The sequence below is a fragment of the Streptomyces sp. 2P-4 genome (assembly GCF_030167965.1).
GTDB lineage: Bacteria > Actinomycetota > Actinomycetes > Streptomycetales > Streptomycetaceae > Streptomyces > Streptomyces globosus_A.
The window spans coordinates 3,936,730-3,955,554 of sequence record NZ_CP095011.1 but is presented as its reverse complement, the minus strand read 5'-3'; the positions used below and the strand labels follow the sequence as shown (position 1 = coordinate 3,955,554).

Here is an 18,825-nt window from a genome sequence, read left to right as displayed (position 1 = left end):
GGGCGGCGGGCCGGGTGGCCCGCCGCCCCCTCGGGCGTGCGGTGCGGCCGTGGCCGCCGGCGCTCGCGCGCCCTACTTCACGACGGTGATGCGGTTGGCCGCCGGCGGGGCGATCGGGCTCGCCGGCGTCGACTTCCCCAGGTAGGCGTTGAAGGCGTCCAGGTCGGAGATGCCGACCAGCTTGTTCTTGTGCTCCTTCAGCACGCCGAAGCCGTCGCCGCCGCCCGCGAGGAACTCGTTCATCACGACGCGGTAGGTCTTCGCCGGGTCGATCGGCGCACCGTTCAGCCTCACCGAGTCCACGACGATCCGGTCGGCGCCCGACTTCGTCATGTCCAGGGTGTACGTGAAGCCCTTCGAGACCTGGAGGATCTTCGGGCTGGCACCGTTGAGCGGGCCGCTGACCTGCTGCTGCAGCGCGGTGATCAGCTGCGCGCCGGTCAGGTCCACGACGTTCAGCATGTTGTTGAACGGCTGCACCGTGTACGACTCGCCGTAGGTGACGACGCCGTCGCCCTCCTCGCCCGCGGCCTTGAAGGCCAGGTCCGAGCGGATGCCGCCCGGGTTCATCAGGGCAAGCTGCGCGCCGCCCTTGTCCGCGGCGGCCGTGGCCTCCAGCTGCGCATCCGCGATCAGGTCGCCCAGCGGCTTCTCCGGCGCGTCCAGGCCGCGGCCCGGGATGTCGCCCGCGATGTAGCCCATCGGGCGGTTCGCGATCGGCGCGGCGAGGGTCTGCCAGCGGTTGATCAGCTCGGTCATGTCCGGGGCCTTGGCCACGTCACGCGTGACGACCTTGTTGACCGGCGCCGGCGACGACACGGCCGTGCGGACGATGTCCTTGGTCTTCAGGTCGTACTTCAGCGTGGTCTCGGTGAACAGCCGGCCCAGGGAGGACGCCGAGGTGACCGTGCGCGGGTTGCCCGCCGGGTCCGGGATGTTGCAGGCGTACGCCTGGTGCGTGTGGCCCGTGACCAGCGCGTCGACCTTCGCGTCCACGTTCTTCGCGATGTCGACGATCGCGCCGGAGATGCCGGCGCCGGCGCCCGGCACGTTGCAGTCGTAGTTGTAGGCGCCGCTCGCGGGCAGGCCGCCCTCGTGGATCAGGGCGACGATCGACTTCACGCCCTGCTTGTTCAGCTCGGCCGCGTACTTGTTGATCGTCTCGACTTCGTCGTTGAACTTCAGGCCCTTGACGCCCTCGGCCGTCACGACGTCCGGCGTGCCCTCCAGGGTGACGCCGATGAAGCCGATCTTCACCGGCCCCTTCTTCCACACGAAGGTCGGGGACATCATCGGACGCTTGGTCTTCTCGTCCGTCACGTTCGCCGCGAGGTAGGGGAACTCGGAGCCGGTGAACTCCTTGCCCATCTCGTAGCAGCCCTCGTCCGGGTGGCAGCCGCCGTACACCATGCGGCGCAGCTCGGCCCGGCCCTCGTCGAACTCGTGGTTGCCGACGCTGGTGACGTCGAGGTCGAGCTTGTTGAGCGCCTCGATGGTCGGCTCGTCGTGGAAGAGGCCCGACAGCATCGGGCTGCCGCCGATCATGTCGCCCGCCGCGGCGGTGACGGAGTACTTCTTGCCCTTGCGGGCCTCGCGCAGGCTGGTCGCCAGGTACTCGACACCGCCGGCCGGGACGGCCTTCGTCGTGCCGTCCGCCTGACGCTCGGTCACGGTGCCGGAGGAGCCCTGCGGGGCCTCCAGGGTGCCGTGGAAGTCGTTGAACGACAGCAGCTGCACATCCACGGTGCGGTTCTTGCCCGCACCGGCGGCACCGGCCGGCAGGGCGGCGGCGACCATCGCGCCGGAAGCGGCCGTGACGGCCACGGCGATCAGGGTCAAACGGCGGGTGCGCCGGTGCCGTTGTGGCGTCGCTGACATTTCGTCCCCTTACGAACAGCGGCGAATCTTGGGAGGTCGGGGCGCAGCCTAAGGTCAACGCGCGTAGCACGAACAGGGGTGTGAGGTATCTCGCTCGTCACACCCGCCCGCACCGCCCCGGACGGCCGATACCGGCCACGGCCCCGCGCCGCCCCCGCCGGCGCGCCAGCGCCGGCGGGCCCGTCCGCCGTACGCTCGGACCATGACTGACGACGCAGCAGCGGCCCTGGAACCGGGACGCCGGATCGAGACCCTCGACGAACTGACGGCAGAGCAGGCCGACGCCGTGGTCGGCCTCATCGAGGACGCGGCCCTCACGGACGGCACCACGGCCGTCTCCGAGCAGGGCCGGCTCCAGCTGCGCGGCGGGCCCCGCGAGGGCGTCCGCCACTTCCTGCTCACCGAGAAAGGGCGGCTCGCCGGCTACGGCCAACTGGAGGACACCGACCCGGTGGAGGCGCCCGCCGCCGAGCTCGTCGTCCACCCCGCGCTCCGCGGGCGCGGCCACGGCCGGGCGCTGGGCCAGGCCCTCCTCGCCGCCTCGGGCAAGCGCATCCGGGTGTGGGCGCACGGGGGCAAGTCGGCCGCCCGGCACCTGGCCCAGGTCCTCGGCCTGACCCTCTTCCGCGAGCTGCGCCAGCTGCGCCGCCCGCTCGGCGCCGGCGCGCCGCCGCTGCCCGACCCGGTCCTGCCCCACGGGGTCGCCGTCCGCACCTTCGTCCCCGGCAAGGACGACGCCGCCTGGCTCGCGGCGAACGCCGCAGCGTTCGCCCACCACCCCGAGCAGGGCTCGCTCACCCAGCGCGACCTGGACGACCGCATCGCCCAGCCGTGGTTCGACCCCAAGGGCTTCTTCCTCGCCGAACGCGAGGGCGAGATCGTCGGCTTCCACTGGACGAAGGTCCACGCCGCCGAGGGGCTCGGCGAGGTCTACGTCGTCGGCGTGCTGCCCGGCGCGCAGGGCGGCGGCCTCGGCAAGGCGCTGACCGCGGTCGGCCTGCACCATCTCGCCGCCGCCGGCCTGCCGACCGCCATGCTCTACGTGGACGCCGACAACCCGGCCGCCCTCGCCGTGTACGAGGGCCTCGGCTTCAGCACGCACGAGGTCGACCTCATGTACCGCACCGAAAGCTGAACGCGCCCACCGCACCGGCAGCCGCCGCAGCAGCGCCTCCGTCCGGGGCCCCGGGACCGCCCGGTGCTCCGGACGGGTGCATTCCGGAGCGAATCCGGCGTACGCACACCCCCGCGGACCCCGGCCGCCATGCCCCGTTCACCGGTGCTTAAGACACGCTTGCGAACCTCCCCGCATGCAGTCCCGACTCCGGTCCACACCGCCCCCCTCCGACGCGCCTGACCTGGCGTGCGCGCGGAAGAATGGAGTCATGAGCCACCAGCCCGGCGCAGGCCCCACCGAGGTCCCCGCCCAGCACCCGTCGCACCCGTCCGCCGCGGCACCCGCAGGGCCGCCCGCCGCACCCGCGCGGCTCGGCTCCATCGCCGCGCACCGCCCGCGCGCCGGACTCGAATCCGATCTCGGCCCCGACATCGACGGCGACCTCGACTCCTACGAGGAGAAGGACGGCGGCGAGCTGCCCGCCGACCGGTTCCTCGACCGGGAGCGCAGCTGGCTGGCCTTCAACGAGCGGGTCCTGGAACTGGCCGAGGACCCGACGACCCCGCTGCTGGAGCGGGCGAACTTCCTCGCCATCTTCGCCGGCAACCTCGACGAGTTCTTCATGGTCCGCGTCGCCGGCCTCAAGCGCCGCATCGCCACCGGCGTCGCCACCCGGTCCGCCTCCGGCCTCCAGCCCCGCGAGGTCCTCGACCTGATCTGGACCCGCTCCCGCGAGCTCATGGCCCGGCACGCCGCCTGCTTCCAGCACGACGTCGCCCCCCAGCTCGCCGACGAGGGCATCCACCTCATCCGGTGGCCGGACCTCGCCGAGAAGGAGCAGGCCCGCCTCTTCACCCTGTTCCGCAACCAGATCTTCCCCGTGCTGACCCCGCTGGCCGTGGACCCCGCGCACCCGTTCCCGTACATCTCGGGCCTGTCGCTGAACCTGGCCGTCGTCGTCCGCAACCCCGTCAGCGGCCACCGGCACTTCGCCCGCGTCAAGGTGCCGCCGCTGCTGCCCCGCTTCCTGGAGGCCTCCCCGCAGCGGTACGTCCCGCTGGAGGACGTCATCGCCGCGCACCTGGAAGAGCTCTTCCCCGGCATGGAGGTGCTCGCGCACCACATGTTCCGCGTCACCCGCAACGAGGACCTGGAGGTCGAGGAGGACGACGCGGAGAACCTGCTCCAGGCCCTGGAGAAGGAGCTCATGCGGCGCCGCTTCGGCCCGCCCGTCCGCCTGGAGGTCGAGGAGTCCATCGACCCCGGCGTCCTGGACCTCCTCGTGCAGGAGCTGAACATCTCCGCCGCCGAGGTCTACCCGCTGCCCGGGCCGCTGGACCTGACCGGCCTCTTCGGGATCGCCTCGCTGGACCGGCCCGAGCTGAAGTACCGCAAGTTCGTCGCCGGCACCCACCGCGACCTGTCAGAGGTCGAGTCCGCGTCCGCGCCCGACATCTTCGCCGCGCTGCGCGAGCGGGACGTCCTGCTGCACCACCCGTACGACTCCTTCTCCACCTCCGTCCAGGCCTTCCTGGAGCAGGCGGCCGCCGACCCCGACGTCCTCGCCATCAAGCAGACGCTCTACCGCACCTCCGGCGACTCGCCCATCGTCGACGCCCTGATCGACGCGGCCGAGTCCGGCAAGCAGGTCCTCGTCCTCGTCGAGATCAAGGCCCGCTTCGACGAGCAGGCCAACATCAAGTGGGCCCGCAAGCTGGAGGAGGCCGGCTGCCACGTCGTCTACGGCCTCGTCGGCCTCAAGACCCACTGCAAGCTGTCGCTCGTCGTCCGCCAGGAGGGCGAGACCCTGCGCCGCTACTCGCACGTCGGCACCGGCAACTACCACCCCAAGACGGCCCGCCTGTACGAGGACCTCGGCCTGCTCACCGCCGACCCGCAGGTCGGCGCGGACCTCTCCGACCTCTTCAACCGGCTCTCCGGCTACTCCCGCCGCGAGACCTACCGCCGCCTCCTCGTCGCGCCCCGCTCCCTGCGCGACGGGCTGATCGCCCGCATCGACAAGGAGGCCGCCCACCAACGGGCCGGCCGCCCCGCATACGTGCGGATCAAGGTGAACTCCATCGTCGACGAGGCCCTCATCGACGCCCTCTACCGGGCCTCCCGGGCCGGGGTCCCCGTCGACATCTGGGTCCGCGGCATCTGCGCCGTCCGCCCCGGTGTGGCGGGGCTCTCGGAGAACATCCGGGTGCGCTCCGTCCTCGGCCGCTTCCTGGAGCACTCCCGCGTCTTCGCCTTCGGCAACGGCGGCGAACCGGAGGTGTGGCTCGGCAGCGCCGACATGATGCACCGCAACCTCGACCGCCGCATCGAGGCGCTGGTCCGGGTCGCCGACCCCGCGCACCGCTCCGCCCTGGACCGGCTGCTGGAGACCGGCATGTCCGACTCCACCTCCTCCTGGCACCTGGGCCCGGACGGCGAGTGGACGAGGCACAGCACCGACCACGAGGGCCAGCCGCTGCGGCACGTCCAGGAGATGCTCATAGACGCCCGGAGGCGCCGGCGTGGCTCTGCGAAACCCTGATACGACGGCGTACGGAAGCGGCGGGGCCCTCGCGGGGGACGTGCTCGGCGCGTACCTGCGGACCCAGGCCGTCGCCTTCCTGCGCGCCCTGCGGCTGCACACCGAAGCCGCGGGATCCGCTCCGGCGGGCGGAGCCGCCGCGGCCGACGCCGCCGAGGCGGCGCGCGGCCTGCGCGGCGCCGCGCGCCGGATCGCCGGGTCCCTCACCACCTTCCGCGCGGTCACCGACAGCGCCTGGGCCGACGGCCTGCGCGGCGAGCTGGCCTGGCTGTCCGCGGTACTGGCCGACGAGCACACGTCCGCCGCCCTGCCGGCCCGGCTCCTGGACGCCCTGCACCGGCTCTCCGGCTCCCCCGACCGGCCGGGCGGCGCCGCCGGCGGCGGCCTCGCCGCCGGCCCGTTGCGGGCGGCGGCACTGCTGGAGCGGCAGCTGGCGCCCGCCCGGGCCCGCGCCCATGCGGCCGCCCTCCAGGCGATGGGCTCGTCCCGGTTCCATGCCGTCGTGGACGCGGTCGCCGTCCTGGCCTCCGAGGTGCCGCTGGACCCCGTTGCCGCCCAGGGCCCGGTCGCGGACGTCCTCGTCCCGCTGGCCGCGGTGCCCCGGGCCCGGCTGGAGGCGGCCGTCGCCGCCCTGCCGCGGCCCGCCCAGGCACCCCCGTACGACGCCGGGCAGGACGGCTCCTGGCACGAGGTGCGCCACCTGCTGCGCATCCACCGCTACGCGCGCGAGGCACTGGGCGAGGACGTGGCCCGGCCGGCCGAGGCGGGCGGGGCCCTCGCCCGCCAGGGGGACGCCGCGGAGGCGGCCGCGGCCTCGGCGGCCGCCGCCCGCACCCCGCGCATCGCCCCCGCGACGGCATACGCCCTGGGCGTGCTGCACGCCGACCAGCGCCACGAGGCCGAGGCGGCCCGCCGTGCCTTCCACCGCATCTGGCACCCCGCCCCCACTCCTGCCTGACCCCCGGCGGCGGAGGAGGGTCGATTTCCGGCCGGATGTGCCGCGCCGCGGAAACACCGCAGCCGTCCGGCAGGCGCCACACCCGGCCGTTCGGCGAGGTTCACCTCCCGTTCATTCGCTCCCGTTGATGGCTTCACCTGATCTGCCTAATTTCGGTAGTGCGCCCAGCGCGCCACTGGCCGAATCCAACGGCACCCTGCCTGCAGACGTAGTCCTCTTCGCACGCCGCCCCGACACCGACAGCGGCCGGCGGCTTCTGGAAGGAACACCCGAAAGTGAAGCTTCAGCGCAAGAACATGCTTCGTGCCTCCGCTCTCGGCGCGCTGGTCGTGTCCGGCGCCCTGGTCCTCACGGCGTGCGGCTCGGACGACAACACGGGCGCCGGCACGAACGCCAGCGGCAAGCCGTCGGCCGCCGCGGGCGACATCAAGTGCGACGGTGCATCCGGCAAGCTGCTCGCCTCCGGCTCCTCCGCCCAGAAGAACGCGGTGGACCTGTGGGTCAAGAACTACATGGCCGCCTGCTCCGGCGTCGAGGTCAACTACAAGTCGTCCTCCTCCGGCGAGGGCATCGTCGCCTTCAACCAGGGCACCGTCGGCTTCGCCGGCTCGGACTCGGCGCTCAAGCCCGAGCAGGTCGAGGAGTCGAAGAAGATCTGCACCGGCGGCCAGGGCATCAACCTGCCGATGGTCGGCGGCCCGGTCGCCATCGGCTACAACCTCTCCGGCGTCGACAAGCTCGTCCTCGACGCCCCCACGATCGCCAACATCTTCAACGACAAGATCAAGAAGTGGGACGACGAGGCGATCAAGAAGCTGAACCCCGGCGTCGCCCTCCCGTCCACGGCGATCCAGCACTTCCACCGCTCCGAGGACTCCGGCACCACCGAGAACCTCGGCAAGTACCTGAAGGCCGCCGCCCCCGACGCCTGGACCTACGACGCCGCCAAGAAGTGGCCGGCCCCCGGCGGCCTCGGCGCCTCCGGCTCCTCCGGCGTCGCCACCCAGGTCAAGCAGGTCGACGGCGCCATCGGCTACTTCGAGCTGTCCTACGCCACCTCCCAGAACATCAAGACGGTCGACCTGAACACCGGCGCGGCCGCCCCGGTCAAGGCCTCCGCCGACAGCGCCTCCAAGGCCATCGCCGCCGCCAAGGTCGTCGGCACCGGCTCCGACCTCGCCCTCAAGCTCGACTACACCACCAAGGCCGAGGGCGCCTACCCGATCGTCCTGGTGACCTACGAGGTCGTCTGCGACAAGGGCAACAAGGCCGAGACCCTGCCGACCGTGAAGTCCTTCCTCGGCTACGCCGCCTCGGACGCCGGCCAGAAGATCCTCTCCGACCACGGCTACGCCCCGATCCCCGCCGAGATCAACAGCAAGGTCCGCGAGATCGTCAACTCGCTGTCCTGACCCCCCGAGCCGCGCAGCGCCGGGCCCGCCCGCACCAGCGGGCGGCCCGGCCCCGCGGCCCCTCCCCCGCCCGCGGGGGATCCGGTGCACCGCCGCCAGGGGGCGCGTCCCCCGTCCAGACCGGAAAGACCATGGCTACCACCACACCCACCCAGACAGACTCGCCACCGCCGCCTGTCTCCGCGAGCGTGAAGACCGCCGGCCGCGCCGGTGACGCGGTCTTCTCCGGGCTCTCCAAGGGCTCCGGGATCCTGCTCCTGGTGATCATGGCGTCGATCGCCGTGTTCCTCACCTACCGGGCCGCCATCGCCCTGTCGCAGAACGAGGGCAACTTCCTCACCACCTTCGACTGGGACGCCTCCGCGAACCCGCCCGTCTTCGGCATCGCCGTCCTGCTCTTCGGCACCGTCGTCAGCTCGATCATCGCGATGGCCATCGCCGTCCCGATCGCCGTCGGCATCGCCCTCTTCATCTCGCACTACGCGCCGCGGAAGCTGGCCGCCACCCTCGGCTACGTCGTCGACCTGCTGGCCGCGGTGCCCTCGATCATCTACGGCATCTGGGGTGCGCTCTTCCTCGTCCCGCAGCTCGCCGGCCTCAACCTCTGGCTCGACGAGTACCTCGGCTGGACCTACGTCTTCGACAAGTCCCAGCCCGGCGTCGCCCGCTCCCTCTTCACCGTCGGCATCCTCCTCGCGATCATGATCCTGCCGATCGTGACGAGCGTCAGCCGCGAGGTCTTCCTCCAGGTCCCGCGCATGAACGAGGAGGCCGCCCTGGCCCTCGGCGCGACCCGCTGGGAGGTCATCCGGATGGCCGTCCTGCCCTTCGGCCGCTCCGGCGTCATCTCCGCCTCCATGCTCGGCCTCGGCCGCGCCCTCGGCGAGACCATGGCCGTCGCCACGGTCCTCTCCCCGAGCTTCCTGATCTCCGGGCACCTCCTCGATCCGGGCGGCGGCACCTTCGCCCAGAACATCGCCGCGAAGTTCGACGAGGCCAACGAGTTCGGCCGCGACGCCCTCATCGCCTCCGGCCTGGTCCTCTTCCTCCTCACCCTGCTGGTCAACGGCGCCGCACGCATGATCATCGCGCGCCGCAAGGAGTACTCGGGGGCGAACGCCTGATGAGCCACGCAATCCAGGACCAGCGCCCCGTCCGGGCCCCCGGATCCCGCACCGGCGGCAGCCTCACCCGCGGCGGCCTGCCCCGCTGGGCGCCCGCCGCCACCGCGGTCCTCTCCACCCTGCTCGGCTGCGGGGCCGGCCTCGCCTTCGGCCTGCAGAGCAAGATCCAGTGGGGCCTGATCGCCGCGCTCCTCTTCGTCGCCGCCACCTACGGCTCCAGCGCGGTCGTCGAGAACACCCGCCAGGCCAAGGACCGCGTCGCGACGTCCGTGATCTGGGTCTGCTTCCTGCTCGCCGTCGTCCCGCTCGTCTCGCTGCTCTGGACGACCGTGAGCCGCGGCGTGAAGGCCCTGAGCGGCCACTTCCTGACGCACTCCATGAACGGCGTGACCGGCTTCGAACCGGGCGGCGGCGTCTACCACGCCCTGCTGGGCACCATCGAGCAGGTCGCCCTGGCGACCCTGATCGCCGCGCCCATCGGCCTGCTGACCGCCGTCTACCTGGTCGAGTACGGCAAGGGCCGGCTCGCCAAGGCCGTCACGTTCTTCGTCGACGTCATGACCGGCATCCCCTCCATCGTCGCCGGCCTGTTCATCCTGACGACCTGGAACCTGATGCTCGGCTTCGGCCCCTCCGGCTTCGCCGGCGCGATGGCCCTGTCGATCCTGATGATGCCCGTGGTGGTCCGCTCCACCGAGGAGATGCTCAAGCTCGTCCCGAACGAGCTGCGCGAGGCCGCCCTCGCCCTCGGCGTGCCGAAGTGGCGTGTGATCCTCAAGGTGGTCCTCCCGACCGCCGTCGGCGGCATCTCCACCGGCCTGATGCTGGCCGTCGCCCGCATCGCCGGCGAGACCGCCCCGATCATGCTGCTGGTCTTCGGCTCCCAGCTGATCAACGGCAACCCCTTCGAAGGCGCCCAGTCCTCGCTCCCGCTCTACATCTGGGAGCAGTACAAGGTCGGCAGCGACGCCTCCTACGACCGGGCATGGGCCGCAGCGCTCGTCCTGATCGCCTTCGTCATGATCCTCAACCTGGTGGCCCGCGGCATCGCCCGCTGGAAGGCCCCGAAGACCGGTCGCTGAGCGACCGCACGAAAGCGAAGTGACCCTCATGGCCAAGCGAATCGACGTCAGCGGCCTCTCCGCCTTCTACGGCACCCACAAGGCCATCGACGACATCTCGATGACCGTGGAGCCGCACTCCGTGACCGCCTTCATCGGCCCCTCCGGCTGCGGCAAGTCCACCTTCCTGCGCACCCTGAACCGGATGCACGAGGTCACCCCCGGCGGCCGCGTCGAGGGCAAGGTGCTCCTGGACGACGAGAACCTCTACGGCCCCGGCGTCGACCCGGTCGCCGTCCGCCGCACGGTCGGCATGGTCTTCCAGCGCCCCAACCCCTTCCCCACCATGTCGATCTTCGAGAACGTGGCGGCGGGCCTGCGCCTGAACGGCGGCCACCGCCGGCAGGACCTCGCCGACATCGTCGAGCGGTCCCTGCGCGGCGCCAACCTGTGGAACGAGGTCAAGGACCGGCTGAACAAGCCGGGCTCCGGCCTCTCCGGCGGCCAGCAGCAGCGCCTGTGCATCGCCCGCGCCATCGCGGTCGAGCCCGAGGTCCTGCTGATGGACGAGCCCTGCTCGGCCCTCGACCCGATCTCCACCCTCGCCATCGAGGACCTGATCGGCGAGCTGAAGGAGCGCTTCACGATCGTCATCGTGACGCACAACATGCAGCAGGCGGCCCGCGTGTCGGACCGCACCGCCTTCTTCAACCTCGCCGCGGTCGGCCAGCCCGGAAAGCTCATCGAGATCGACGAGACCGACCGGATCTTCTCCAACCCTTCCGTCCAGGCGACCGAGGACTACATCTCGGGCCGCTTCGGCTGAGCCGCCCTGCGGTGCTGCATGGCGGTGCCACCGCAAGGCGAAGGGCCGGCTCCCCTCGGGTGGGGGGAGCCGGCCCTTTCTCGTCTCCGGGCCCGGGGGCCCGTACGCACGCCGGCTAGCCGACGGCCAGGTTGACGAGCCAGAAGCACACCGCGGCCGCGAGCGCCGCGGCCGGCATGGTGATGAACCAGCCCAGGATGATGTTCTTGGCGACGCCCCAGCGGACCGCGTTGACCCGCTTGGTCGCCCCCACGCCCATGATCGCCGAGGTGATCACGTGGGTCGTGGAGATCGGCGCGTGGAAGAGGTACGACGCCGTGTACATGATCGAGGCGCCGGTGGTCTCCGCGGCGAAGCCCTGCGGCGGGTCCAGCTCGATGATCTTGCGGCCGAGGGTGCGCATGATGCGCCAGCCGCCCGCGTACGTACCCAGCGACAGCATGACCGCACACGCGATCTTGACCCACACGGGGATCGGCGCGCCCGCCTCCTCGACGTCCGCGATGACCAGGGCCATCACCACGATGCCCATCGTCTTCTGCGCGTCCTGGAGGCCGTGGCCGAGCGCCATCGCGGCCGCCGAGACGGTCTGCGCGATGCGGAAGCCCCGCTTGGCCTTGTGCGGGTTGGCCCGCCGGAAGATCCACATGATCGCGACCATCACCAGGTAGCCGGCGACCAGGCCGACCAGCGGCGAGAGGAACATCGGGATGACGACCTTCTCGACCACGCCGGACCAGATGACCCCGATGCCGCCGGCGAGCGCCGCGCCGACCATGCCGCCGAAGAGCGCGTGCGACGAAGAGGAGGGGAGGCCGAAGTACCAGGTGATCAGGTTCCAGGCGATCGCGCCGACGAGTGCGGCGAAGAGGATCCACATCCCCGTGGCGCCGTGCGGGGTCTCGATGAGCCCCTCGCTGACCGTCTTGGCGACGCCGCTGCCCAGGAAGGCGCCGGCGAGGTTCATCACCGCGGCCATCGCGAGGGCGGCGCGCGGGGTCAGCGCCCGGGTCGAGACCGAGGTCGCGATCGCGTTCGCCGAGTCGTGGAACCCGTTGGTGTACGTGAAACCGAGCGCGACACCGATGGTCACGATCAGAGCGAAGGTGTCCACGGGGTTCAGGACTCCTTGACCGCGATGGTCTCCACCGTGTTCGCGACGTGCTCGAACGCGTCGGCCGCCTCTTCGAGCACGTCGACGATCTGCTTGAGCTTCAGCACCTCGATGGCGTCGTACTTGCCGTTGAAGAGCTGGGCGAGCAGCTTCCGGTGGATCTGGTCGGCCTGGTTCTCAAGGCGGTTGACCTCGATCCAGTACTCGGTCAGGTGGTCCATGGTCCGCAGGTGCGGCATGGCCTCCGCGGTCAGCTCGGCCGCCCGCGCCAGGACCTCGATCTGCTGCTCGACGCCCTTGGGGAGCTCCTCGATGTTGTAGAGGACGACCAGGTCGACGGCCTCCTCCATGAAGTCCATGATGTCGTCGAGCGAGGAGGCCAGGGAGTAGATGTCCTCGCGGTCGAACGGCGTGATGAAGGAGGAGTTCAGCTGGTGGAAGATCGCGTGGGTGGCGTCGTCCCCCGCGTGCTCGGCCGCCCGCATGCGCTCCGCGATCTCGGCTCGGGCGGGTGGCTCCGCTCCGAGCAGTTCCATCAGGAGCTTGGAGCCCGTGACGATGTTGTCCGCGGATGCGGCAAACATGTCGTAGAAGCTCGTCTCCCTGGGGGTCAGACGAAATCGCACGTGTGGTCCTCGGGGTGCATCGGATTCGGTCACCTGATGCTAGGCGCTCGCTCCGGCCACGGCTAACCCGCCGTTCTCCGTGTCCTCCATCAGGCAGAGTGGGCCCGCGGGCCCCTGCCCCCGGCCGCGCGGCCCGGTATTCTATACCCGTCGGGGGTATCCCCGGCTCGTCGCGGACCACGGGAGGACCCATGACGGCCATCGAGGCGGAGAGCTCCGGATCCGGCGCCGGCACCGCGGCGCATGCGGTGCACGGGTACCACCACCGCAAGGACGAGCACCTCAAGCGGCTGCGCCGGATCGAGGGGCAGATCCGCGGCCTCCAGCGCCTCGTCGACGAGGACGTCTACTGCATCGACATACTCACCCAGGTCTCGGCGAGCACGAAGGCCCTGCAGTCCTTCGCCCTCCAGCTCCTGGAGGAGCACCTGCGGCACTGCGTGGCCGACGCGGCCGTCAAGGGCGGGGGCGAGATCGACGCCAAGGTCGAGGAGGCCACGAAGGCCATCGCCCGCCTGCTGCGCACCTGAGCTGCCGGCCCGGCCGGCCCGTGCAGGGGGCGCGCGCCCGTACCCCGCGGGAAGGGGGTACGGGCCCGCCTGGCCCGCGGCTACAGGCCGAGCCCCATGAGGACCTCGTCGATCCGGTCCTGGCTGAGCCGCTCCTCGTCGGCGGCGGACGCGGCGATGATCAGCTCGCCGCACAGTTCGATCTCGGCCAGCGCCACGTGGTCCTGCACCGTCGCACCGCACACGGGGGTCACGCGTCTCACCTCGATCTGCCGCCATCGGACATCGGTCTGCGATGCGCCCAGCGTAGGGACGCGCCCGCGGTGTGCGCATGACACGGATGGACCATTTCCGGATACCCCGCCATGGCCCGAAGGCATGGCACCCGGTGCCTCCCCCCGGCTATCCGGCGATCTTCCCGGCGTAAATATCCCTGCTTGCGGGCAATACGACGGTCACCGGAGTGCCGAACCCGTAGAGCAGCGTGGTCGAGGAGACATCGATCACGCCATTGTTGACCCAGCTGAAGCGGTGCCGGACCTTCCGCAGCCGCCCCTCCTCGTCGAGGTAGGCGTCGAAGGGCACCGTGTCCGTGGTGAACCCTTTCGCCGCTGCCTCCAATGCCCCCTTGATTCCCGGGGAGGCGGTTTTCGCCGCCCTCCCGATGTCCGTCGTCCCCTGGTAGTGCCGCACCTTCGTGCCCGCCAGCTCCGTCTCGCCGACGTAGCGGACGTCCCGGGCGCCGCGCAGCAGCTCGGCGGCGGCCAGCGGGTCGGTCGCACCGCCCGTGACCAGGTTCCCGTCCGCGAGGGTGGTGGTGTCGACGCGGACCCACTTGTCGGCGGGCACGCCCGCGCCCCGGTTCTTCATGTACAGCGCGCCGGGCACGAGCAGCTCGGTGATCGGCTGGTGCGCCTCCTTGCCCGCCGGGTCGGCGGGCAGCATGACCAGGAGCTGGCCCATCCGGTTCTTGAAGTCGACGCCGCCCTCGCCGCGGATGGTGACCCGGGTGCCCCCGGTAGCCATCTCCATCGCCGTACGGGCCTGCGCGCTCCCGGTGGCGGCCAGCCGGTCGGGGGCCGCCCTGACGGCGGCCGCCGGATCCGCCGGGGGCCGGTCGTCCCCCGCGGCGGCGGAACCGCCGCACCCGCTCGTCACGGCGACCACCGCGGCCACGCCGACGGCGAGGACCGCCCCGCCCGAGCGGCCGCGCCGCTGCCCCTGCTGGTGCACCACCATCGCCTGCCAACCCCCAACACGTCACCGCTGCTTGTCCGAGGCCCCCACCCGCTGCGGTTTAACGAGGTCCGCGGCCTCCCGTCACGGTGCGGGCCTCCCGGGCGCGCCGCGCCGCCGGTACCGTGGCAGCGTGGATCCGCACACCGGGGCGCCGCCCGCCCCCGAGCCCGAGACCTCCCGCCGCATCCGGATCGCGCCGCAGGATCCGCCTGCCGCGCACACCGCGTCCACCAGTGAGCGCGGCTCGTTCTGCCTGGCGGTGTGCGGCTGCGGCTGGCGCGGCCCGGCCCGCCGCTCGCGCGACCTGGCCCGCAGGGACGCCGCGGAGCACGGCGCCGCGTAGGCCCCGCCCGGCGGGCGCCCCGGCCGCGGCGCCCGCCGCGGGTGTCACCCGTTCGGCCGCGGCCGACTGGCGGGGCGGCCGGGCCGCGGGTGCCCTGGAGGCATGCCCGGACCCGCATCGCGCGCCGCCGCCCTCCTCGCGTGGGCGCTGCTCCTCGTCCTCGCGCCCGCGGGCGCGGCCGCGGCGAGGCCGACCGGCTCCGCCGAGGGCCCGGCGGACGTGGCCCTGGCAGTCGGGCTGACCTGCGCCGCCGCTGTGGCGACGGGGCTGTGGCTGCGGGCGCGCCGCCGCAGGGACGCGGAGGCGGGCGGCCGCGGCCCCGAGGGCGGCGAGCGGTGACACCCCGGCACCGGCCGGCCGCGGTGCGGCTGTGCTTCGGCATTGCCGCGCTGTGCCTGCTCGCGGCGGCGCTGATGTTCCTGTGGGACGCGTACGGGCACCCCTGACGCACGGCCGGGTCCGGCCGCTGCGGTGCCGCGGGTCAGGCCGCCAGGTCGTTGTCGCGGGTGAGGCCGCCGCCGCCGACCGCGGCGTGCTCGCCGCCGAGCTCCACCGGCCGGGGCCGGGCGAGGTGGCGGCCCCGTACGAGCCGGGCGGCCCGCGGGGAGCGGGCGGCCGCGCGCACGGCGGGCGTCAGCACGGCCATGGCGAGCGGGGCGAGGACGAGGACGACGGCGGTGCCGAGGGCGAACCCGCCGAGGACGTCGGTGGGGTAGTGGACGCCGATGTAGACGCGGCTGAGCCCCTCGGCGAGGGCCAGGCCGATGCCGAGGAGGCCGATGCGGCGTCGGGCGAGGAACAGGCCCATGCCGAGGGCCATCGTGAGGGTGGCGTGGTCGCTGACGAAGGAGTACAGGCTCTGGCTCGCGGCGGGTTCCAGGACGTGGAGCCCCTCGTGCACCCGGAACGGCCTGTCCCGGCCGACGAGCTGACGCAGCGGCACGTTGGCGGCGAGCGCGATGACCGCGGCGAGCGGCGCCCACAGCAGGGCGGCGAACGTCTCGGCGGCCGCGGCCGGTTCCTGCCGCCGGGCGCCGCGCCAGCACCACAGCACGAGGAGCAGCATCAGGAGGGGGATGCCGTAGGAGCTGGCCAGGACGACGGCCCTGTCGACCGCGGCCGGGGCGTACCGGGCCAGCGCGTTGACGTCGTGGAGCAGGCTGACGTCCACGTTCGGCCCACCGGTTGCCAGTGCAGCCATGGCGATGCGGCCCCTTGTTCTTGCTCGGTTCCCCTACGGGGGCACCCGTGTGTGCACCCCGCGAAACCCCCCCGTGTCGATCCACCCCGTGACCATGGAACGCCTGCTCGGGCAGGGCGGTTCCCCTCTCCACGGGATGATCACGGCAACGTTATCCAAGAGTGATGCGTCGGCGCAGCTCAGGGCCTGCGCTTCACGGAGTGTCGCCCGGGGCCTTCGCGTCGGCGGTGCGGTCGGGCAGGGCCTCGGCCCCGTCCTTGGTGACCCGCGTGGCCCCGAAGTAGTCCGGGGTGTCGATCTTGTCGAAGCGGATCACCGCACCCGTGTAAGGCGCGTTGATCATGTATCCGCCGCCCACGTACAGCCCGACGTGCCGGATCTCCCGCGAGTTCGTCAGATCGTCGGAGAAGAACACCAGGTCGCCCGGGAGCAGTTCCTCCCGCGAGGGGTGCGGACCCGCGTTGTACTGGTCGTTGGCGACGCGCGGCAGCGTGACGCCCACCGACTCGTACGCCGCCTTCGTCAGCCCCGAGCAGTCGAACCGCCCGTCCTGGTCGGGCGTTCCGTTGCCGCCCCACAGGTACGGCGTGCCCAGCTGCTTCTGCGCGAAGTAGATCGCCCCGGCCGCCTGCTGCGAGGGGGCGACCCGCCCGACGGGCCGCTCGAAGCTCTTCGCCAGGGTCGTGATCGCCTTCACGTACCCCTGCGTCTCCTTGTACGGGGGCACGCCCTGGTACTTGAACACGGCGCCGGGGCCGGCGTTGTAGGCGGCGAGCATGTTCGCGACGGGGTCGCCGGGGACCTTCCTGACGTCCTCGGCGAGCGCGCAGTCGTACGAAGCCGCCGAGGGGATCGCGTCGTTGGGGTCCCAGATGTCCCGGTCCCCGTCGCCGTCCCCGTCGATCCCGTGGGTGGCCCAGGTGCCGGGGATGAACTGGGCGATGCCCCGCGCGTCGGCGGGGCTGACGACCGTGGGGTTCCAGCCGCTCTCCGAGTACAGCTGCGCCGCCAGGACCGCCGGGGACAGGGTCGGGCAGAGCACGCCCCACTTCTGCACCAGCGCCTGGTACTTCGACGGCACGGCGCCCTTGGCGAGCCCGAGCGCGCGGCCGCCGGCGCCGCCCGCGATGCCCGCCGCCGCCGAGTACGTGCCGATCACCAGGAGGGCGACGAAGCACAGGAACACAGCGAGGGCGCTCCCGCCGACCTTCCAGAATCTGCGCACCCGTCAACCCTCCCCCATCGGACAGACATTCACAGGGATTCACCGACACGTGTCGGATTCATCCCTTTTGCGCCCCCACGTCGAAGCCGCGGCACCACACGCTCTTGTGTTCCGTATCCGAGACGGCGTGCCGGAACACCACCGTCCACCCCCCGGGATCCTGCGCCGGCGCCGGCGCCGGCACCCTCCGGCCGTCCCACTCCATCGAGAAGTCGTCCGGGTACACCACCGACTTCCACTGCGTCGCGTCCCCCTCGTGCACATCGCGCGCCAGGGCGACGAAACCGAGCTGCCGGTTGTCCGACACCCCCGTTGACCGCCCCTGCGCATCCACCTCGTGCGGCGGCTTCACCACCACCGCCACGTGGTACGCGGGCGCCCCCGGCACCGCCTCCTCCAACCGGAACGCGATCCGCACCCGCCCCGGCCGCAGCTCCCCCTCCGGATCCTGCTCGGCCGGCGTGACCGCACCCTGCAACCCCGTCAGCGGCCGCTCCTCCACCTCCGGCCCGCGGCACTCGCCCCGCACCGGATCCCAGGAGTCCGGATTCGGCGCCGTCTGCCGGATCAGCACCGGCGGACCCGCCGACGGCCGGGCCGCCGGCTGCGAACCGGCCGCCGCGTCAGCGGCCGCGGCCGCGCTGCCGCCGCCCGCCGGAATCCGCCACACCGCCACCGCGCCGAGCGCAGCCAGCGCGAGCCCCGCCGCCGCCCACGCCCCGGCCCGGCCGCGCCGCCGCCCGGAGGACGGGCCGGCCGCAGCCGGCGCCGGCGGCACCCACCCGGCCGGCGGCGGATACCCGTACGCCCCCGCCGGCGCCGGCCCCTGCGCCCGTACCGCAGCCCGCGGCACCGCATCGCCCAGCGCCCCCATCCCCGCGTACACCGGATCGCCCGCCAGGGCGCCCTCCGCGGCGCAGCGCTCCACGACCTCCGCCGGGTGCGGCCGCCGCGCCGGGTCCTCCTCCGTACAGGCCGCGACCAGCGCCGCCAGCCCCGGCTCCACCCCGGCCACGTCCAGCGGCCCGCCGACCGCCCCGAACGGCGGGCGCCCCGTCGCCGCGTACGCCAGCACCGCCCCCAGCGCGAACACGTCCGCCGCGGGACCGGCCTCCGCCCCCGCCCGCACCTCCGGCGCCGCGAAACCGGGCGCGCCCGCACCCCGCGCGAGGCCCGAACCGGTGATCTGTGGGCCCTGCGCAGCCAGCACCACGCACTTCGGCGTGAACTCCCGGTGCGCCACCCCGTGCGCGTGGAGCGCCGCCAGCCCCTCCGCCAGCGCGGCCAGCAGCCGCCGGCAGGTCGGCGCGGGCAGCGGCCCACGGCCCGCGACCGCACGGGCCAGCGTCGGCCCGGCCGCGTACTCCGTCGCCAGCCAGAACGGCGGCGCCGCCAGCGAGGCGTCCACCAGGTCCGCCGTGTGCGCCGACCGCACCGCGCGGACGGCCTCCGCCTCGCGCTTGAACCGGGCCAGCGCCTCCGGATCCCCGGTGGTCTGCGAACCGACCACCTGCACCGCCACCAGCCGCCCCCCGGGCGACCGCGCGAGGTACACCGGCCCCAGCGCTCCGGCACCCAGCCGGGCCAGCAGGGCATGCGCCCCCACCTGGGCGGGGTCGGTGTCTGTCAGCGCTTCCACCCGCCAGAGGG

18 protein-coding genes are annotated in these 18,825 nt (G+C 72.8%); 10 read left to right on the top strand and 8 right to left on the bottom strand.

All coding sequences use genetic code 11. The annotated features are described in order from the left end of the window. Positions 1-72 precede the first annotated feature (72 nt). Positions 73-1,878, bottom strand: coding sequence for a bifunctional metallophosphatase/5'-nucleotidase (locus tag MUK52_RS17465; RefSeq protein ID WP_114058134.1), 1,806 nt, complete (start codon positions 1,876-1,878; stop codon positions 73-75). A gap of 202 nt (positions 1,879-2,080) precedes the next feature. On the opposite strand from MUK52_RS17465, the gene mshD reads away from it, so the two are divergent. The 7 genes from mshD to pstB all read left to right on the top strand — a co-directional run bounded on the left by mshD (position 2,081) and on the right by pstB (position 10,918). Next, positions 2,081-3,013: a mycothiol synthase gene (gene mshD, locus MUK52_RS17460; RefSeq protein ID WP_284578073.1), complete on the top strand. Its 933-nt coding sequence runs from the start codon at positions 2,081-2,083 to the stop codon at positions 3,011-3,013. A 250-nt stretch (positions 3,014-3,263) separates the two neighbouring features. Beyond that, the gene (locus tag MUK52_RS17455; RefSeq protein ID WP_114058136.1) at positions 3,264-5,537 is read left to right on the top strand and encodes an RNA degradosome polyphosphate kinase; all 2,274 of its coding nucleotides are present in this window, start codon (positions 3,264-3,266) and stop codon (positions 5,535-5,537) included. Beyond that, positions 5,518-6,495 (top strand): CHAD domain-containing protein, encoded by a 978-nt coding sequence (locus MUK52_RS17450; RefSeq protein WP_284578065.1) that lies wholly within the window; start codon positions 5,518-5,520, stop codon positions 6,493-6,495. Before MUK52_RS17455 ends, MUK52_RS17450 begins: the two co-directional genes overlap by 20 nt. Before the next feature lie 275 nt (positions 6,496-6,770). Next, complete coding sequence (gene pstS, locus MUK52_RS17445; protein ID WP_114058137.1) at positions 6,771-7,907, top strand: phosphate ABC transporter substrate-binding protein PstS; 1,137 nt, start codon at positions 6,771-6,773, stop codon at positions 7,905-7,907. A 131-nt stretch (positions 7,908-8,038) separates the two neighbouring features. Then, complete coding sequence (gene pstC, locus MUK52_RS17440) at positions 8,039-9,031, top strand: phosphate ABC transporter permease subunit PstC (protein ID WP_114058138.1); 993 nt, start codon at positions 8,039-8,041, stop codon at positions 9,029-9,031. Next, entirely contained in the window at positions 9,031-10,113 is a 1,083-nt protein-coding gene (pstA, locus tag MUK52_RS17435; RefSeq protein WP_114058139.1) for a phosphate ABC transporter permease PstA, read from the top strand. Before pstC ends, pstA begins: the two co-directional genes overlap by 1 nt. A gap of 28 nt (positions 10,114-10,141) precedes the next feature. Next, complete coding sequence (pstB, locus tag MUK52_RS17430) at positions 10,142-10,918, top strand: phosphate ABC transporter ATP-binding protein PstB (RefSeq protein WP_114059012.1); 777 nt, start codon at positions 10,142-10,144, stop codon at positions 10,916-10,918. A 115-nt stretch (positions 10,919-11,033) separates the two neighbouring features. Here pstB and MUK52_RS17425 read toward each other — a convergent pair whose 3' ends face one another. Together MUK52_RS17425 and MUK52_RS17420 are read right to left on the bottom strand one after the other, a co-directional pair. Continuing rightward, positions 11,034-12,032: an inorganic phosphate transporter gene (locus tag MUK52_RS17425; protein ID WP_114058140.1), complete on the bottom strand. Its 999-nt coding sequence runs from the start codon at positions 12,030-12,032 to the stop codon at positions 11,034-11,036. Positions 12,033-12,037: 5 nt separating this feature from the next. Then, a complete protein-coding gene (locus MUK52_RS17420) occupies positions 12,038-12,658 on the bottom strand; it encodes a DUF47 domain-containing protein (protein WP_114058141.1) in 621 nt (206 codons plus the stop codon). A gap of 191 nt (positions 12,659-12,849) precedes the next feature. On the opposite strand from MUK52_RS17420, the gene MUK52_RS17415 reads away from it, so the two are divergent. Further along, positions 12,850-13,188, top strand: a complete 339-nt coding sequence (locus MUK52_RS17415) for a metal-sensitive transcriptional regulator (RefSeq protein ID WP_114058142.1) — start codon at positions 12,850-12,852, stop codon at positions 13,186-13,188. Positions 13,189-13,268: 80 nt separating this feature from the next. On the opposite strand, the gene MUK52_RS17410 is transcribed toward MUK52_RS17415, so the two are convergent. Both MUK52_RS17410 and MUK52_RS17405 read right to left on the bottom strand, forming a co-directional pair. After that, entirely contained in the window at positions 13,269-13,421 is a 153-nt protein-coding gene (locus MUK52_RS17410; protein WP_162793084.1) for a hypothetical protein, read from the bottom strand. Positions 13,422-13,569: 148 nt separating this feature from the next. Continuing rightward, positions 13,570-14,406 (bottom strand): SCO4651 family lipoprotein, encoded by an 837-nt coding sequence (locus MUK52_RS17405; protein WP_284578058.1) that lies wholly within the window; start codon positions 14,404-14,406, stop codon positions 13,570-13,572. Positions 14,407-14,536: 130 nt separating this feature from the next. Here MUK52_RS17405 and MUK52_RS17400 point away from each other — a divergent pair, with 130 nt between their 5' ends. After that, positions 14,537-14,749, top strand: coding sequence for a hypothetical protein (locus MUK52_RS17400; RefSeq protein ID WP_114058144.1), 213 nt, complete (start codon positions 14,537-14,539; stop codon positions 14,747-14,749). Positions 14,750-14,851: 102 nt separating this feature from the next. Continuing rightward, positions 14,852-15,088, top strand: coding sequence for a hypothetical protein (locus MUK52_RS17395; protein ID WP_114058145.1), 237 nt, complete (start codon positions 14,852-14,854; stop codon positions 15,086-15,088). A 142-nt stretch (positions 15,089-15,230) separates the two neighbouring features. Here MUK52_RS17395 and MUK52_RS17390 read toward each other — a convergent pair whose 3' ends face one another. The 3 genes from MUK52_RS17390 to MUK52_RS17380 all read right to left on the bottom strand — a co-directional run bounded on the left by MUK52_RS17390 (position 15,231) and on the right by MUK52_RS17380 (position 18,814). After that, positions 15,231-15,950 (bottom strand): phosphatase PAP2 family protein, encoded by a 720-nt coding sequence (locus MUK52_RS17390; protein WP_284578055.1) that lies wholly within the window; start codon positions 15,948-15,950, stop codon positions 15,231-15,233. Between the two features lie 193 nt (positions 15,951-16,143). Continuing rightward, entirely contained in the window at positions 16,144-17,175 is a 1,032-nt protein-coding gene (locus MUK52_RS17385; RefSeq protein ID WP_114058147.1) for a C40 family peptidase, read from the bottom strand. A 58-nt stretch (positions 17,176-17,233) separates the two neighbouring features. Next, entirely contained in the window at positions 17,234-18,814 is a 1,581-nt protein-coding gene (locus MUK52_RS17380) for a serine/threonine-protein kinase (RefSeq protein ID WP_284578052.1), read from the bottom strand. Positions 18,815-18,825 lie beyond the last annotated feature (11 nt).

What these genes read in the sequence shown, in the direction of transcription:
- MUK52_RS17415 (WP_114058142.1), top strand. Translation starts at nt 12,850, where the DNA reads ATGACGGCCATCGAGGCGGAGAGCTCCGGATCCGGCGCCGGCACCGCG.
- MUK52_RS17455 (WP_114058136.1), top strand. Translation starts at nt 3,264, where the DNA reads ATGAGCCACCAGCCCGGCGCAGGCCCCACCGAGGTCCCCGCCCAGCAC.
- MUK52_RS17405 (WP_284578058.1), bottom strand. Translation starts at nt 14,406, where the DNA reads ATGGTGGTGCACCAGCAGGGGCAGCGGCGCGGCCGCTCGGGCGGGGCG.
- pstA (WP_114058139.1), top strand. Translation starts at nt 9,031, where the DNA reads ATGAGCCACGCAATCCAGGACCAGCGCCCCGTCCGGGCCCCCGGATCC.
- MUK52_RS17465 (WP_114058134.1), bottom strand. Translation starts at nt 1,878, where the DNA reads ATGTCAGCGACGCCACAACGGCACCGGCGCACCCGCCGTTTGACCCTG.
- MUK52_RS17395 (WP_114058145.1), top strand. Translation starts at nt 14,852, where the DNA reads ATGCCCGGACCCGCATCGCGCGCCGCCGCCCTCCTCGCGTGGGCGCTG.
- mshD (WP_284578073.1), top strand. Translation starts at nt 2,081, where the DNA reads ATGACTGACGACGCAGCAGCGGCCCTGGAACCGGGACGCCGGATCGAG.
- pstB (WP_114059012.1), top strand. Translation starts at nt 10,142, where the DNA reads ATGGCCAAGCGAATCGACGTCAGCGGCCTCTCCGCCTTCTACGGCACC.
- pstC (WP_114058138.1), top strand. Translation starts at nt 8,039, where the DNA reads ATGGCTACCACCACACCCACCCAGACAGACTCGCCACCGCCGCCTGTC.
- MUK52_RS17390 (WP_284578055.1), bottom strand. Translation starts at nt 15,950, where the DNA reads ATGGCTGCACTGGCAACCGGTGGGCCGAACGTGGACGTCAGCCTGCTC.